Source organism: Fluviispira multicolorata (genome assembly GCF_009208585.1).
GTDB classification, from domain to species: domain Bacteria; phylum Bdellovibrionota_B; class Oligoflexia; order Silvanigrellales; family Silvanigrellaceae; genus Silvanigrella; species Silvanigrella multicolorata.
Genome location: NZ_WFLN01000011.1, coordinates 38,460 through 53,871, shown reverse-complemented (window position 1 = coordinate 53,871; position 15,412 = coordinate 38,460). Strand labels below are relative to the sequence as shown.

Sequence of the window (15,412 nt, the reverse complement as noted above, 5' to 3'; positions counted from 1 at the left end):
TTATTTTTGCCCAAGAACTTCTATAAGTTTATCAAGCATTTCAGATATACCAATTCTATAGGCAGAGCTGATTTCAAGATAAGGTGTTTTCTTTAATTTTAAATAATTGCGAAAACCATTTAAAGCTTCAGTGTTATTAAGAGGAGCCTCGGTTTCCTCACCCGAAAGAGAATCAACTTTAGAAACCACCGTAATTCTGGGGCGTTCTAATAATGTCTTATCGTAAAGACGAAGTTCTTCTAAAATACCATCAAAGTCTGAAATCATAGCCTCAGCAGTTTCTTGACTACCATCAATTAGGTGAACAAGTACACGAGTTCTTTCAATGTGACGTAAAAAATCGTGACCTAATCCTTTTCCTTGACTTGCTCCAGGAATAAGCCCTGGAACATCCGCTACAACAAATGGATTGGCTTCCTTATGGCTCACAACACCAAGAGTGGGTACAAGAGTTGTAAAAGGATAGTCTGCTACTTTCGGACGCGCGGCAGAAATCACTGTAATAAGTGTACTTTTTCCTGCATTAGGGCTCCCAATAATACCAACATCTGCAATCATTTTAAGTTCTAAGCGAAGTGATTTACTTTCTCCTACTATTGGAGGGATAGTTTTAGTTGGAGCTTGATTTCGAGCTGTTGTAAAAACAGTGTTACCAATTCCCCCTTTACCCCCTTTAGCAACTAATAATTTATGTCCTTCATATAAAACTTCGCCAATAATTTCTCCGCTTTCAGAATCAAGTGCAACGGTGCCACAAGGGACTTTTAATATAAGCTCATCTCCACAACGCCCTTGGCGGTTATTCGTACCACCTTTTCCGCCCGCTTCAGCTTCATGAAAACGTTGATAACGAAAATCGAGTAATGTTGATAAGCCTTCAGTTGCATAGAGAAAAACATCACCACCATTGCCACCGTTGCCACCATCAGGACCTCCAGCTGGAACATATTTTTCGCGGCGAAAATGAGACATGCCTATCCCACCATCCCCTGCTTTTACTTTGATTTCAGCTGTATCGATAAATTTCATAAAAATGCCACCATAAAAATTTGATTAAATAGTAAAAGCTGAGAATGAATTCCAATCTTAACGAAAAATCATTCACCCCCATTTATATAAAAAAGCTAATGATAAAAATAGCTTGCTTACATCAAAGAAGGAGACAAAACAAAAAGCCAAGCTGCGCATAAAGACTATAAACGCACCTTGGCTTTTAGTAAAAAGAATGAGGCTACAAATTGAAACTGTAACTCTTAAGCTTTTGCGTCTACTGGATAAACGCTAACGCATTGACGTTCACGAGTTATGTGTTCGAACTTAACTTCACCGTCTATTTTTGCAAATAAGGTAAAGTCTCTGCCGATACCAACGTTTGTGCCTGGGTGAATTTTTGTTCCCACTTGGCGGATGATGATGTTACCAGCTCTTACTGTTTCGCCACCGTAGGTTTTTACTCCACGGTATTTTGGATTACTATCGCGTCCGTTTTTGGTCGAACCACCGGCTTTTTTACTTGCCATTGTACGAGATCCTTATTTGGTTCCCATAAGATACATGGGAGATTTAATTTAAAAAAACACTTAAAACTCAATAATTTCTTTATCTTAAACAGCAAAGAAAGAATTAACCTTCAATGTGAGTGATAGATAAAGTTGTAAATGGCTGGCGGTGACCATGCATTTTCTTGGATTTGTTTTTACGAAGATATTTAAAAACAAGCACTTTGTCTTCGCGTCCATGAGCAACAATTTGAGCTGTTACCTTGGCGCCGCTTATAGTTGGTGCTCCAACCTTGAGTTCACCAGCTTTATTAATCATTAAAACTTCAGAAAAAGGCAATGTTGTACCTACATCCGCTTCAATATAACTTGCTTTGATTTTATCGCCTTCAGCAACTTTGTACTGACGACCAAAAATATTAACGACTGCGTAATTTGTCTTACTGCTCACAATAGAATTCCTTATACGCTTTTTATGCTAACTTTCTGCTAACATATGGTTTTTAGGTAAGCGCTACCACGCCATAAATACGGCTCAACAAGAGTCGGAAGCTAGCTCATAGTGCAATTTTCTAAATAGGTCAAGAAGTTTATTTTTTCATGGAAAGCTGCTTGCATTTTTTTAAACGGTCAGGTAGGGATTTTAATCTCAGTGGAGAGATGTCCGAGTGGCTGAAGGAGCACGATTGGAAATCGTGTTTGCGCTAATACCGTAACGAGGGTTCGAATCCCTCTCTCTCCGCCATTTTAAATGGCTGTCTATACAGTGGCTGCATACTTAACTCTTATGTATATCTAAAAATTAAAACAAAAAATCACCAAAAAGCTACCATTTCCAACACCTGTGTAAATATATTTTTTTATACTTAAGTTTTATTTTTATTCTAATAAAATTATATATCAATACCTTTAAAGCAAAAGATCTTCATAAAAAGCACCAAATTTCATACTTGGGTGACATATTTGCAATTCAAGAATCCATCTTTCAGCAGAGGGGCAAAAATCGAGATCAAATAAACCCGCATTTGTATATTTGGAGTGAGAAAATTCAGAAAGCCTATGTCCTTTAACATATTCAGGTAAAAGTAAATAACCCATTTTTTCGACTTGCTGTCTAGAATATTCACATAATTTCTGACCTGTCGCCTGCGTTTTTAGCCAATATTGGTGAACATCATCAAATAAAACTTTAATATCGTTTTTGATCTGCAGAAACTTCGAGCCCTCTCCCATGACAAAAGTATTGCCACAGTCACCTTCAATACCATCCCAAACAGGACCCACGTCTATATAAAAAATATCATTTTCTTTTAGAATAATATTTTCTCGATAGGTGTCATTAAAACTTAAAATTGTAGATTCACCGAAGCGAATGTGAGTTTGATGCCAAAATCTGCGCACTCCACAATCTGCAAAATATCTATTTGCTATTTTAATTGCCTCTAACTCAGTCATTCCAGGGCGAATCCTATTTTTAATCTCATGCACAGCATCCCATGTTTTATTGCGCGCTTGAGTTGCCATAGAAACGATGGCATTGCTATTGATATTTTCTGCTTCTTGTTGATTCAAAATCATAGATCCGATCTTTCTTTACATGAAATGAAAAAATAACTTTTAGAATATTAAAACACTAAGCTTAGGACCCCCACAACACACTCTCCCCATTGACACCCATTAAACTGTGGTGTACTACGAGTCTCAGTCGAGAGTCCAATCCCTCTCTCCGCCATTCCATTTGGAATGAAAGTGTGCTAGAATGCCACAAAGCAACCATGAGAGGTGGTTACAAGCCCTTAGTGTTTTTCTAATGAACCCGCCAGAGTCGGAAGGCAGCAACGGTGTTTAGGACAACAGGTGAGATCAGCTTGCAACCACCCCTCATGGTTGTTTTTTTCTAAGGTTTTCATTTCATAATTTATGATCTTTAAGCTTTCTTGATTTTTATTTTTCCTGAACACATACTATTTCTAATTGAAAATTATCGTTCTTGTTTTTTACGGGGAATGATGATCTATAATTATATGATAAATCACTATAAATCATTATTTTTTTAAATTTTTATCTGGTATACTGACTATGCACTTAGAAAATAAATCTCCAAATCATGTAATCCCTTCCGGTAAAGGAACAAATTATATTGTTTTGGCTCGTCGCACCCGCCCACAAAGCTTTTCAGAGCTTGTAGGCCAAGAGGATGTTTCTAAAGCAATTGAAAGCATGCTTTCAAATAAAAAAATACCCCACGCTTTTCTTTTTACAGGCACAAGAGGAACTGGAAAAACATCCAGTGCGCGTATTCTTGCCAAGTCCCTTTGTTGTCAAAAAGGGCCTATAGCTTCTCCATGCCAAACCTGCATTCACTGCACTCAAATTACAGCATGCGCTCATGATGATATTCTTGAAATTGACGGCGCCTCAAATACAGGAATTGATAATATTCGTGAATTGCGTGAAGCAACTCGCTTTTACCCAAATTCAGCACGCTATAAAGTTTTTATTATCGATGAAGTTCATATGCTTAGCACAGGTGCCTTTAATGCCCTTCTTAAAACCCTTGAAGAACCGCCTCCTCAAGTCGTATTCATTTTAGCCACAACCGAACTTCATAAGGTTCCTATAACAGTGCGCTCACGCTGCATGATATTTTCATTCAAAAAAATTGATCCAGATGTCATTGCTGAGCATTTAAAAGGAATTTTACAAAAAGAAAATATTAAATATGAAGAAGATGCTCTTAAAATGATTGCACGCGAGGCAAAAGGATCTCTACGCGACTCTCTCAGCTTGCTTGAGCAAATTATTGCTATCTGCGGACATTCCTTCATTTCAGCTGAACAGACCAAAAAAGGGCTTTGTCTACAAGGAGAAGAAATAGCAGAAAAAATATTCTCAAGCATCTGTACACAAAACATCGGACAAGCTCTTGAGCTTTTACAGCAAGCCGATACTGCAAGTCTTGATATTGCAACTCTTATTGAGAACACAGCTCAGCTGTTCAGAAATAGCATGCTCATCAAAAGCTTAAATGATAAAGCAAGAACCCTTCGCCTCACTCAACTCTTACCAAAAGAATACGATTTTTTAAAAGACTCCGCTGAAAATCTATCTATCGCGAGCTTAAGCGAAATATTTAGATTGCTTGCAAGCTCCGTAAAAGAAATCTCAAGAACCAACGCAAGTCTTGCATGGGCAGAAATCATTGTGACAGACTGTATTTCAAGAGCAGAATGGTTATCTGCTTCAGAAATTATTTCTCTTATAGGAAACCCAAATACAGTCAGTGGAATGCAAAACTCTTTGCCCTTAAAAAGCGAAGCAAACTTACAACAAATGCAACTGAAAGTAGCCACTGAAACGCCTGCGTCCATTTCGCCTCAAAAAACAGACACTCCTCAAAACCATCATATTGACTTAAACTCTTTTAAAAAGCTTGTCGAAATTGCTGAAAAGAAAAGTAAGACTTTAGCAGCACGATTGGGATTTGCTAAAATCGATCTCTTCAATTCCAAAATAATTCAGTTCTCTGACACGCCAGAAAATTTAACTTATCTTTCCTTTAATGAATCTGATCTCAATTATTTTTGGGAAAGTATTCATGAAATTGGTTTCCAAAATGCAGATTTTAAAGGAACCTTTACCCCAAAACCACGGATTATAAAAAAATCTCAAATAACAGAAGAAACAAAACCTCGTGAAATTCTAAAAAACATATCTGAAAAGCAAATCAATTCTACTAAAACTCCCAATAACCAACAAAGCGTTGCCCAACGCTTTCAAAAATATAACGAAAATATAAGTCTGAATACTAAAACAGAAAGTCGACAAGCAACAAGGAAAGCAATATCTCTTTCAGAAATAAACACTCATGAAAAAAGTCAAGATTTCCTCCAAAGAGAACAAGTCGTGCTTGAAAAAGAACATATTCAACAACTTAAAAAACTTGCAACGGAGATCCAAATCACTTCACTCGATTAAATCAGTGCATTTTTTTAAAAGATGACACAAAAGTCAATTCTGTTCTTGCACTCAGAAAAAAGATTTGGTTACATTTTTTACTGGTATGTGACAGAGACAATCTGGTTACCGATTTTTTAAAAGACGTATATAAGTTTCGCTATATTAAGATTTATTTCTGGAGGTCCTGATGGTTCTAAATGCTGATACAATTGATGAACAATTGCTTCATCAAGTTTTTCAAACAATTGAAATGGCAAAATCTGCTGAAGATGATGATGAAGAAGTTGAAGATTTTGATGACGAAGATGACATCGACGACGATGAAGACGATTTTGATGATGAAGATGACTACGACGACGATGAAGACGACGACGATTACGAAGACGATGATGACTATGAAGATGAAGATGATGACTATGAAGATGACTACGACGACGATTATGACGATGATTTTGATGACGAGGACGATGATCTGGATGATGATGACGATGATGAGGACGATGATGATTTTGACGACGAAGAAGAGGATGAGTGATTTTTAAAATTTAAACTTTTAAGTATTGCTCATTCGGACAACAACTCTACGAACCCTTCGTTTGCTCACTTCGACAACTTCCATAATAACATTATTAATTGTTAATTTATCTCCTGATTTCGGAATTTGTCCGAAGTGATGCAATATTAAACCCGCAAGAGTATCAAATTCTTGCTGATCTACGCCCTTCACTAAATCAGAATATTTAATGTCGAAAAAATCACAAAAATCATCAATATGAATTTTACATTCTACTAAAAATTGATTTGCAACTTGAGTAGGTCGTATTGCATCTTCCTCATTGTCGAATTCATCTCGGACTTCACCAAATATTTCCTCAAAAATATCTTCCATCGTAACAATTCCACTGGTACCACCATATTCATCAAGAACAATTGCCATATGTTGCTTAAGCCGTTTCATTTCTTGAAATAAATGATCAACTGGTTTTGTTTCAGGAATAAACATAACTTCCCGACGTATTTCAGAAACATGAGTATCAAGATGAGTGGCTTCATGCTGATGCTTTTTTAAAAAAAACAAGGCATCCTTTGCATGAATTGTTCCAATAATATTATCTATTTTATCTTCATATACAGGTATTCGCGATAAACCTGTTTCTTTAAACTTATCTATAACATCTACAATTTTCATTGACTGAGAAACGGCAGTGAGATCTATCCTATGAACCATAATTTCACGCACAACAGTATCGCCCAACTCAAAAATACCGGAAAGCATGTCGTGTTTTTGCTCAGCTATGACTCCCTCTTTTTCACCAACATTTATTAAAAACTCGAGTTCTTCTTCGGTGATTTGAGGATCATTAGAAGTTTTATTCTTTCTAGAGAATATAGAACCGATATAAGTGCTTATAAAAGTCATTATTAAAGTAACAGGAAGGAGAATATAATAAAAGAGTTTGAAGACTTTTAATGCTGGAATTACGATTTTTACAGAGTTAGCTTTTGCAAACGTTTTCGGAATTATTTCTGCAAATAAAACGATCACTATTGTCATGACGGCAGTTACGACAAAAATAGAAGAGCTGCCAAAATGTTCCCGAATAATATCATCAACAAATACTGAAGCAAAAATATTTGCAAGATTGTTTCCAATAAGAAGCGATGCAAGCACTCTATTGGGGTAATTTAACCATAATTTTAGAACCTGAGAAGACTTCTGCCCAGATTCATACATGTGCTTAGCTTTTAGATTTGAAATACTTGTTGCAGCGGTTTCTGTCATAGAAAAAAATGCAGAAAAGCTTAAACTAATAATAACAACTAAGAGACCAATCAGTAAAGTTTCCAATTCATGGTCTCCTTTTAATTAAGAATAGTAGCTTGACACCAATTTGATTTACCCATCGAATGAATTATTTCCTTTTTAATAGATTTCTCTAGCTGCGTCATAACTCGCCATGCACTTTCATTTCGTTCGTGATCAAACCCCTTAAGATGAACAATACCATGAATTATCATTCTCTCTAACTCATCAGATAAGCTTATACGTGCATGTTTTGCCTGATTAAAACAAACTGGCAAACAGATAAGTATATCCCCCAAATATTGCAATCTAGAATCTGGTTCTGGATTAAGCGTAGGAAAACTCAAAACATCTGTAGGGTAAAACTTTCCTCTAAATTGAGAGTTTAAAGCCAACATCTCTTCACAATCACAAAAACGAATTGAAACTTCAGTAGAAAAATCACAAACTAGAGAGAGAATAAATTTAATTCTATCGTTAATATCTTTTATTTGCACAGATAATTTAATAGATTCATCCTTGGTTAAATAATTCCCATCCTTTAATTTTAATATTTTCTTAAACTTTTTAGTAGAAAAAATAACGTGAGAGGAAAATTTTTGTTTTTTTAATTTATTCATATTTATCACTATCTAAATTCATGTTTCAGAAAGATTCTCTTTTGTTACTTTAGCATAAAAACAACGGAAGCCTTCTTGAGAAAAGCTTAAACAAGCTTCCGCTTTATCATAGCCCGGAAAAAACTCTCCATTTACCTCACCAATTGGCAAGTTTTGTGCAAGTATTTTTCCATTTGCAGGATCAACCATAAAAACCTGCCCTCTAGAAGAAGAGGCTAAGATAACGCCTGATTTAGTTAGAAATAAACTTATAATTGGGGAAGAGTCTTTTAAAACCTCTGTTGTCCAATTTTCTTTTCCAGAAACAGCATTTAAACTGACAATTTTTCCATTTACAGAACCCAAAATGACGTTGTCTTTATACACTTTAGCTTGAGCCACTGAACCAAGCGGATAACTCCAAATCGCAGCGCGCGAATCAAGAGATAAGTTTTGAGTCATACTTTCCGCATTGGAGACAATAACATTTCGCTTATAAACGAAGGGCAAAGCGATTATACCTGAAAAACGATCAGGTCCAGAAGGCAATTTTGTTTTTGATCTCTGCTCTTCATTTGCTGAAGGAATTTGCCAAGACCAAAAAATAGCACCTGATTTAGGATTTAAAAATAAAACGGTTCCAAGCTCAGTGCCAACAATAACATCAGAAGAAGTCACAACCAATGCATTGCTACTCATTCTTAAATTGGAGTCTGGCGCAAGACGTGTTGCCCAAGCTAATTTTCCAGTATTCCAATCGATTGCTTGTAAGTATTCTGAGGCTGAAAATGAATAAACAAAACCATTTTTAACGATTGGAGTTCCCATCAGCTCGGAAGATGCAGGGAAAACCCATTTAATACCACTAGGCAAAGCAGCTTTATTAATTAAATTGTTTGAGGAGGCAGGAGAAATTTTACCACCTTCAGTATAAACTGGTTTTGGCCTAAATGATGACATTTGCTTTCTAGAATAAGCACCCCAAAAATTAATATTCTCATGACCTAATTTAGGTAAGTATGCATTTTCTGGATTTGCTTCAACCTTAAAAAGAAATCCCTTAGTTGTCCCAAAAAGCCAGGAATTATCAGAAAAAACAGGGGTCGTAGAAAGAGCCCCAGGAATAGGATAACTTGCAAAATATTGAGCATTCTTATTTAAATCAAAACAATTAATCGTATTAGTATCAGGTGAAGCCCCACAAATGGGACGTGGAATTAAGAAATTATTTTTTTTTACAATTCCTAAAAAAGTCTTATTATTTTCACTTTTTTTAATTTCTTTTTGATTTTCAAGTGAAAATAGATTTTCAGAGGTTAATCCACCAAATTGAGAAAAAGTTCTTTTAAACGGAATAACAACTGTTGGTAATACAGAGGAAGATATCCATTGCCCAGGAGAATATCCCCCAATAACTTCTTGAACTTCTGAATGCGACTTTATAAGTTTAATTTCGGGGTGAGCAATAACGGTTCCATTTATACTCAATGCCACACTAACGTAACATATTTTTAAAAAATTCATTAAAATACCTACTACCTTTTGTTTACAAATCAATATAACTTAACCAGATTTTTGCTTGCTGTTGAATTTGAGATGTTTGACCAGAAATATCTAGAGATGATGCTTCACTGGTAGTAGAAATAATTTGATTGAAAACCTTTTGAGCCTCTGGCTTATTGCCAGACAGAAATAAAATCTGTCCTTTTAAAAGGCGTGCTTGGTTTGGAAGTGGGTTTGAAGGAATTTCTTCCACTCTTTTTAATTCTTCAATTGCTTTTTGACTATTTTGTTCTTCTGCATACAATGAAGCTAAAGCTGTACGTACTCGAATTTCAACCAATGGAAATTTATTTACATAACTTTCAATAGACTCAAGTACTTCTTTTGCTTTTATATTTTGTCCTTTTGTCATAAAGTAACTCGCAGCACGCACAGCAGCTTGCCATCCACTTGGTTCTGCTGGATGATCTAAAGCATATTGAGCAAACAATGCCATACTATTTGAATAATCTGGTGAAGCATCTTGTGGTAATTTGTCTTTTGCTGCTTCTGCTAGTTTTTGAAATGCTAAATTTTCTTGATTATAAATCATATCTATGGAAGCAAATTCTGCAGCCAGTTTAGATTCTTTATTTTTTGCAATATTATTATAAATAATAAAACTAACTCCTAATACTAATACAAATAACACAGAACCAATAAAAGTCCATTTTCTTCTTTGAGCAACTTTAATAGCACGGTAAGAAGTCTCTTCAAAAAGACTGTTCACTGAACTTCTTTTGGGGCTAATTATTTCTGTTTTTGAAGGATCATTATTCTGAGAAGTATTGCGTAATTGACGAATCACTTTCGGCTCCCTAAATCAAGCAAAATTAGAAATCAGTTTGGAGAAATCTCTCACAAACATTATCTTCTGTTTACTCACTAACACAGATAAGAGAAATTGTAAGCATCACCATAAAGCAAAACATATGGGGGCATTTTTGTAGCCTTGGCGACAAAAGACTAGCACATACCTCCCACTTCGACATCCTTAAAAAGATCAGATAAGTTATAATAGCTTTAATAAAACATACAAGACTCGCAATAAGAGAGCTTGGCTGGCCATGGAGGGTCTGCATCGTGCTGGTATTGACTCGAAAGGTAGGGGACGTCATAGCCATAGGCGATAATATTAAAATTATTGTAATGGCAATAAAAGGAAAGCAGGTTCGCCTTGGCATAGAAGCGGACAGGTCTACTGTTGTCCATAGAGAAGAAGTATATCAAAAAATTAAGCAAGAAACCAATGCTGCAGCACAAAGCTCTATCGATTCTACAAGTATGGCTAAAGAGCTTTTACAAAATTCAAATGAAAATGATTTAAAAACAAAGTCAGAAAAAAAAGGTGTAAAAATCATTAAGAGAGCCGCAGATAAAGACAAAAATAAATAATTATATTTTTGACAGCTCACCTTGAATAATCGATACATCTGCACCCATTTGAGTTAATTTTTCAACAATATTATCATATTTTCTTTGTAGTTCCTGAATATTAGATAAGACAGTTGTTCCCGAAGCCACAAGTCCAGCAATGACAAGACACATCCCAGCCCGAATATCAGTGGGCATTCTAAAGTTTCCACCTTTAAGTGAAGTTGGGCCATGGATAATTGCAGAATGGGTATGATTTTTATGTTTAAATCGACAGGGTGCTTCACCAAGACATGTTGAAAATAAATTTATATTGGCACCCATGCTATTTAAATAACGGGTATAACCCAAACGATCTTCAAAAATTGTTTCATGCAAAATACTTATTCCATCCGCTTGAGTAAATAATACCATAAAAGGCTGTTGCCAATCGGTCATAAAGCCAGGGTGCACCTCAACTTCAATATGACTGTGCTTCAACCTTTTTCCCTTAGGACTTGATATAAAAATACCTTCTGAATTCACACGAAATTCAGCCCCCATTCGTTGGATATAATTTAAAAAACTATAAAGAGGATCATGCGGAATTTTTTCAAGCAGTACATTTCCACCCGTTGCCAGTGCAGCACATGCAAAACTCACAGCCTGATTTCTATCGGGCATTATTCTAAGTTCACAGCCCTTCAATTTATCAACACCTTGAATAATATACGTTCTGTTTGAATTCATGGTGATGTCTGCACCCATTTTCTGGAGCATTTTTACGAGCTCAATAACTTCTGGCTCAATAGCTGCATTTTCAATTATTGTTCTTCCTTTTGCTAAGGTTGCCGCAATAATTAAATTTTCAGTCGTCATAACGCTTGGAAAGGGAAGCTCGATGTGTGCCCCGCGTAACCCCTCTTCATCTACTGAAATATGATAAAGATTATCATCAAGCTCAACCTGAGCCCCCATTTCTTGCAGACCTTTGATATGAAAATCAACAGGTCTTTTTCCTATTTTATCTCCACCTAAAGCGGCATAAATTTTAGCTTTTCCAAAACGATGGAGCAGAGGACCCACTGCTAAAATAGAGATTCTATTTTTTTTACAAATTTCTTTTGAAATAGAATTGTTCATGACTTCATTCGCACAAAGCCTTATCGTATGTTCATCATGGTACTCAACTCTTCCCCCAAGATATGCAAATAACTCTTCTGCAATTTTTCTTTCATTTACCGCTGGTGCATTTTTAATAACAATATGTTCATTTGTCAGAAGGGAGGCAATAATACATTTTGTGACTTGATTGCTACTTCCTGCTATAGAAACACGACCGCCTGATAATTTTTGACCACCATTTATTCTAATAAGCTGTTCTTCTGACATAGCGCTTCCTTCATCTTTTCATTTTGCAAAGTAATTTTATTTTTTGCAAATTTAACCTTCCCTGTGTACCAAGGACAGTTTCTTCATAATGCAGCAGTGCAAAAAATACTATCGCCGAGTTTGAGAAAAACATTATGCATTAAATAGATAAAAATATTGACATTTTTTTAAATTTATTTCTTTAAATTTGAATGGAATTTAGAATTGAATAGAAGAAAAAATGGTGGGTGCTTAGGGACTCGAACCCCAGACCCTCGCCTTGTAAGGGCGACGCTCTAACCAACTGAGCTAAGCACCCGAACTTGATAGTCTTCTCCGCTAAAAGAAGAAGTGAACTCTGACACGGAACCCATTAAAAATGGTGGGTGCTTAGGGACTCGAACCCCAGACCCTCGCCTTGTAAGGGCGACGCTCTAACCAACTGAGCTAAGCACCCGTGCAGAACATTCAAGTTAGGACTTCTTCAGTATGCGACCTACCAAGCATTGTCAATAACCTTTCTTGGTTTTTTTTGAACCCCTCAATATGAAAGCCAAAATGTTCTTTTAAACGGATGTCACGAAGAAAGGGATTGGAGATTTTTGAAACTTCTTTGTAGAAAGAAATTCCTGTTTTATCGACTAACAGAAGTGGAAAAACAGGAACGGGCCAATCAGTTCCAAACAAAAGACGCTCTTTAAGAACACTTTTTTGCGCAATACGAAAGAGTTTAACTGCAGAACGTGCACGCGATGGATTAAAAAGACCTGAGGTGTCTAAATAAAAGTTTTCGTACTGATTTGCCATCTCTACAGCCAATTCAATCTGCGATGGCGTTCCTGCATGCGCAGCAATAACATTCACACCCATTTCAAGGGGCACTTTAAGTTTTTTTAAGTGATTGAATTTTAACCAACCCGAAATAGGCTCCCCAAATGTAAATTCTCTGTCAGCATGGGAAAGCAAAGGAATTTTAAAATATTTTAAAGCTTCATAAAAGGGCAAGCAAAGTTTATGCTCAGGATCAATTCCCATGGCAGAAGGGAGCCATTTAATTAAAAATACATTATTTTTATTACATTTTTCAAGTTCATCAAGAAAATCTTTTCTATAAGGATGCACAGATGCTCCCAGTAAAAATGTATCTTTAAATTTTTGAGTTGCAAAAATTCCCCAATCATTTGGCACATAAAGTTGGCTTAAATCAAGATTTTGATCTCCATTTTCATTATAAACAGAATCAAAACATAAAACGACGGCCTTAGTAAGAAAATCAGAACTCATAACAAGATCCGAAATTCTTTTAATCCATATTAAATCGATATCCGATAGCATTTGCTCCTTAGATATTTTCTGAGAATATTTTAAATAAAGAAAAGCAGGTCTTTTCTCAAAAGATTTTCCCAAAATAATACCCGACTGAGCACAGCCTGAGCCTGCTAAATGAACATGAAAATCGATAACCATACAATTTCCCTAATTATGAGTATGCGCATTAGGATTTCTAACAAAGAAACTAAATAAGAAATAATAAGTTAACATTAATATAACTCCCTCCCAACCTTCAAGTTTTATAATAGGATGAGAAGCAACAAGAGCTAAAGCAAAGCCTAAACTGCTTAATAACCAGCAAGCAATTAAAACCCATTTACAAATAAAAAAAGAACGCCATGAGACAAGAAATATTGAAGGAATTTTTGTTAAACGCATCTTTAAACGAGCTTCAGAAAGCTGAGAAACCCAGAAGCTAAAATAAAGAGAAATAATACAAATTTTACTCACACCTAATGAAATTATATTTTTAAATTCAGGGGCATTAAATGAGATTATTAAATAAACAACTATAAAAAGAAGCATTATGATAAATGATGGTATTTTTTTATTTTCAAAGTGGTAACAAATATGTAATGATATTCTTGAAAGCAGAATATTATAAACTAACAAATAGAGTCCAGTAAAAAATAAAACACTCCCAACTCCAAGCGACGAAAAACTTCGTGAAATTAAAATCTTGAGTGCCCAACTTTCAGAAATACTCAATAGTAAAAGCAGTAAGACAGAAAATGTTAAAATAAATATAAAAAATAATCTTTTCTTTAATAAATGATGTTTCCGCTTATAGTAAGCAGCGCTTAATTCTCGACTTTTATCTTCCATTCTGCATAATCCTTCTCAATAGCTTCAATATATTTCTGCCCTTTAGAAAGAAGTTCTATAATTCGATCAAAACTACCCACTCGATTTGGTTCGACAAATCTTTCATCGCGAGCAATTTTAAAATCAGGTTCCATTGCTTGCTGTAAAGAAATTTTTAATTCATCTAAATTTCTTTTATAAGAAAAACTATAATTTTGATAATAGCTTTCATTTTTTGATATTTCTTGTAATAGTTTTTGAGTTGAAAACACGATAAGTGCATTGTCTGCATATGTCATATCATTTAAAAACTGCTCAAAAGCAAAAAGCTCCGCATTTGTTCCAGAACGTAACCTAAAAATAGTTTCTTCAAAACAAAGAACAACATTTCTCTTTTTAGGTAAAATATTTTTAACAAAATCCTGTCTTTCAAAGTTTTTATTGCCCTCATTATCAAAGTAAGACTTATAAAATATTTTAATATCATTCCAAAAAAACAGATGTATATTTTTATTTAAAAAAATCTCTTCATATGAATATAAAAAACCAAAATAATTTAAAACTTCATCATTAATATCAGGATTATAATATCTACTTAAGTTTTTTTTGTTTTTTACAAAAGACTCTCTATATTTTTCAACGGAACCACATTTAATCATAAAGGCAATTGACATCTGAACAGATTCATAACTGCTATTCACAAACTGCCAAGCTAAATTTTTTGTATCAACCATCCCTCTTTTTAAAGGCCAATGAGCATCAAGTCGTTTCAAAACAGATACAGATATTTTATGGGCATATTTCTTACTTATCTGTTTACAAATACAATCATATTGATATGGAGATTCTAAATTATTTATATTAAAGTCAAGAATAAAACCCTCGCATTTATGTTTGGTTTTAGTTTCAACTTGGCAAGGAGCTAATGAAATAAGCTCTTCAATAAAACTGTCTTTTAAATTTGCACCACATCTTCTTACTTTTTTTATAAATTCATTCAGATCATAAACAAGTCCTTTTAGAATTTGCTCTCTTGAACCTGTATTTATCATTTCAGTTCTCTTTTCATTCATAAAATCAGTAAAACCTTTTACTTTCCTAAAATTCGTGCACAAACTTCTCATTTTACAAAAGACAACCTATAATGA

15 protein-coding genes and 3 tRNA genes are annotated in these 15,412 nt (G+C 34.9%); 4 read left to right on the top strand and 14 right to left on the bottom strand.

The features are described 5' to 3' along the window. From obgE to rplU, 3 genes are all read right to left on the bottom strand, one after another. Positions 1-1,029: a GTPase ObgE gene (obgE, locus tag GCL57_RS14215; protein WP_152214019.1), complete on the bottom strand. Its 1,029-nt coding sequence runs from the start codon at positions 1,027-1,029 to the stop codon at positions 1-3. Positions 1,030-1,253: 224 nt separating this feature from the next. Continuing rightward, a complete protein-coding gene (gene rpmA / locus GCL57_RS14210; protein WP_152214018.1) occupies positions 1,254-1,520 on the bottom strand; it encodes a 50S ribosomal protein L27 in 267 nt (88 codons plus the stop codon). Positions 1,521-1,623: 103 nt separating this feature from the next. After that, complete coding sequence (gene rplU / locus GCL57_RS14205; protein ID WP_152214017.1) at positions 1,624-1,950, bottom strand: 50S ribosomal protein L21; 327 nt, start codon at positions 1,948-1,950, stop codon at positions 1,624-1,626. A gap of 203 nt (positions 1,951-2,153) precedes the next feature. Here rplU and GCL57_RS14200 point away from each other — a divergent pair. Then, positions 2,154-2,244: transfer RNA gene (locus GCL57_RS14200), tRNA-Ser, on the top strand. 164 nt (positions 2,245-2,408) lie between these two features. On the opposite strand, the gene GCL57_RS14195 is transcribed toward GCL57_RS14200, so the two are convergent. Further along, positions 2,409-3,077: a M24 family metallopeptidase gene (locus GCL57_RS14195; RefSeq protein WP_152214016.1), complete on the bottom strand. Its 669-nt coding sequence runs from the start codon at positions 3,075-3,077 to the stop codon at positions 2,409-2,411. Positions 3,078-3,578: 501 nt separating this feature from the next. Between GCL57_RS14195 and dnaX the strand changes: the two genes are divergently transcribed. Further along, positions 3,579-5,477: a DNA polymerase III subunit gamma/tau gene (dnaX, locus tag GCL57_RS14190; protein WP_152214015.1), complete on the top strand. Its 1,899-nt coding sequence runs from the start codon at positions 3,579-3,581 to the stop codon at positions 5,475-5,477. A 169-nt stretch (positions 5,478-5,646) separates the two neighbouring features. After that, positions 5,647-5,994, top strand: coding sequence for a hypothetical protein (locus GCL57_RS14910; RefSeq protein WP_211363274.1), 348 nt, complete (start codon positions 5,647-5,649; stop codon positions 5,992-5,994). 18 nt (positions 5,995-6,012) lie between these two features. Here GCL57_RS14910 and GCL57_RS14180 read toward each other — a convergent pair whose 3' ends face one another. Genes GCL57_RS14180 through GCL57_RS14165 form a run of 4 tightly spaced genes read right to left on the bottom strand, consistent with a single transcriptional unit; the run spans position 6,013 to position 10,212 of the window. Further along, complete coding sequence (locus GCL57_RS14180) at positions 6,013-7,308, bottom strand: hemolysin family protein (protein ID WP_152214014.1); 1,296 nt, start codon at positions 7,306-7,308, stop codon at positions 6,013-6,015. 14 nt (positions 7,309-7,322) lie between these two features. Then, the gene (gene ybeY, locus GCL57_RS14175) at positions 7,323-7,883 is read right to left on the bottom strand and encodes an rRNA maturation RNase YbeY (RefSeq protein WP_152214013.1); all 561 of its coding nucleotides are present in this window, start codon (positions 7,881-7,883) and stop codon (positions 7,323-7,325) included. Between the two features lie 18 nt (positions 7,884-7,901). After that, entirely contained in the window at positions 7,902-9,386 is a 1,485-nt protein-coding gene (locus GCL57_RS14170) for an outer membrane protein assembly factor BamB family protein (RefSeq protein WP_152214012.1), read from the bottom strand. Between the two features lie 22 nt (positions 9,387-9,408). After that, a complete protein-coding gene (locus GCL57_RS14165; protein WP_152214011.1) occupies positions 9,409-10,212 on the bottom strand; it encodes a tetratricopeptide repeat protein in 804 nt (267 codons plus the stop codon). 275 nt (positions 10,213-10,487) lie between these two features. Between GCL57_RS14165 and csrA the strand changes: the two genes are divergently transcribed. Continuing rightward, positions 10,488-10,799, top strand: coding sequence for a carbon storage regulator CsrA (gene csrA, locus GCL57_RS15095; RefSeq protein ID WP_152214010.1), 312 nt, complete (start codon positions 10,488-10,490; stop codon positions 10,797-10,799). On the opposite strand, the gene murA is transcribed toward csrA, so the two are convergent. The 6 genes from murA to GCL57_RS14130 form a co-directional block, all read right to left on the bottom strand. Then, complete coding sequence (murA, locus tag GCL57_RS14155) at positions 10,800-12,149, bottom strand: UDP-N-acetylglucosamine 1-carboxyvinyltransferase (RefSeq protein WP_152214009.1); 1,350 nt, start codon at positions 12,147-12,149, stop codon at positions 10,800-10,802. 221 nt (positions 12,150-12,370) lie between these two features. Further along, a tRNA-Val gene (locus tag GCL57_RS14150) sits at positions 12,371-12,447 on the bottom strand. A 61-nt stretch (positions 12,448-12,508) separates the two neighbouring features. Further along, positions 12,509-12,585: transfer RNA gene (locus GCL57_RS14145), tRNA-Val, on the bottom strand. An 11-nt stretch (positions 12,586-12,596) separates the two neighbouring features. Next, a complete protein-coding gene (locus GCL57_RS14140; RefSeq protein ID WP_152214008.1) occupies positions 12,597-13,595 on the bottom strand; it encodes an amidohydrolase family protein in 999 nt (332 codons plus the stop codon). A 9-nt stretch (positions 13,596-13,604) separates the two neighbouring features. After that, positions 13,605-14,285, bottom strand: coding sequence for a hypothetical protein (locus tag GCL57_RS14135; protein ID WP_152214007.1), 681 nt, complete (start codon positions 14,283-14,285; stop codon positions 13,605-13,607). Then, positions 14,261-15,337, bottom strand: a complete 1,077-nt coding sequence (locus GCL57_RS14130) for a hypothetical protein (protein ID WP_152214006.1) — start codon at positions 15,335-15,337, stop codon at positions 14,261-14,263. The genes GCL57_RS14135 and GCL57_RS14130 overlap by 25 nt, the downstream gene beginning before the upstream one ends. Between the last annotated feature and the right edge of the window lie 75 nt (positions 15,338-15,412).

Coding starts and splice junctions, on each gene's coding strand:
- GCL57_RS14130 (WP_152214006.1), bottom strand. CDS start 15,337: ATGAATGAAAAGAGAACTGAAATGATAAATACAGGTTCAAGAGAGCAA.
- GCL57_RS14140 (WP_152214008.1), bottom strand. CDS start 13,595: ATGGTTATCGATTTTCATGTTCATTTAGCAGGCTCAGGCTGTGCTCAG.
- ybeY (WP_152214013.1), bottom strand. CDS start 7,883: ATGAATAAATTAAAAAAACAAAAATTTTCCTCTCACGTTATTTTTTCT.
- GCL57_RS14170 (WP_152214012.1), bottom strand. CDS start 9,386: ATGAATTTTTTAAAAATATGTTACGTTAGTGTGGCATTGAGTATAAAT.
- GCL57_RS14135 (WP_152214007.1), bottom strand. CDS start 14,285: ATGGAAGATAAAAGTCGAGAATTAAGCGCTGCTTACTATAAGCGGAAA.
- obgE (WP_152214019.1), bottom strand. CDS start 1,029: ATGAAATTTATCGATACAGCTGAAATCAAAGTAAAAGCAGGGGATGGT.
- GCL57_RS14910 (WP_211363274.1), top strand. CDS start 5,647: ATGGTTCTAAATGCTGATACAATTGATGAACAATTGCTTCATCAAGTT.
- GCL57_RS14195 (WP_152214016.1), bottom strand. CDS start 3,077: ATGATTTTGAATCAACAAGAAGCAGAAAATATCAATAGCAATGCCATC.
- rpmA (WP_152214018.1), bottom strand. CDS start 1,520: ATGGCAAGTAAAAAAGCCGGTGGTTCGACCAAAAACGGACGCGATAGT.
- dnaX (WP_152214015.1), top strand. CDS start 3,579: ATGCACTTAGAAAATAAATCTCCAAATCATGTAATCCCTTCCGGTAAA.
- murA (WP_152214009.1), bottom strand. CDS start 12,149: ATGTCAGAAGAACAGCTTATTAGAATAAATGGTGGTCAAAAATTATCA.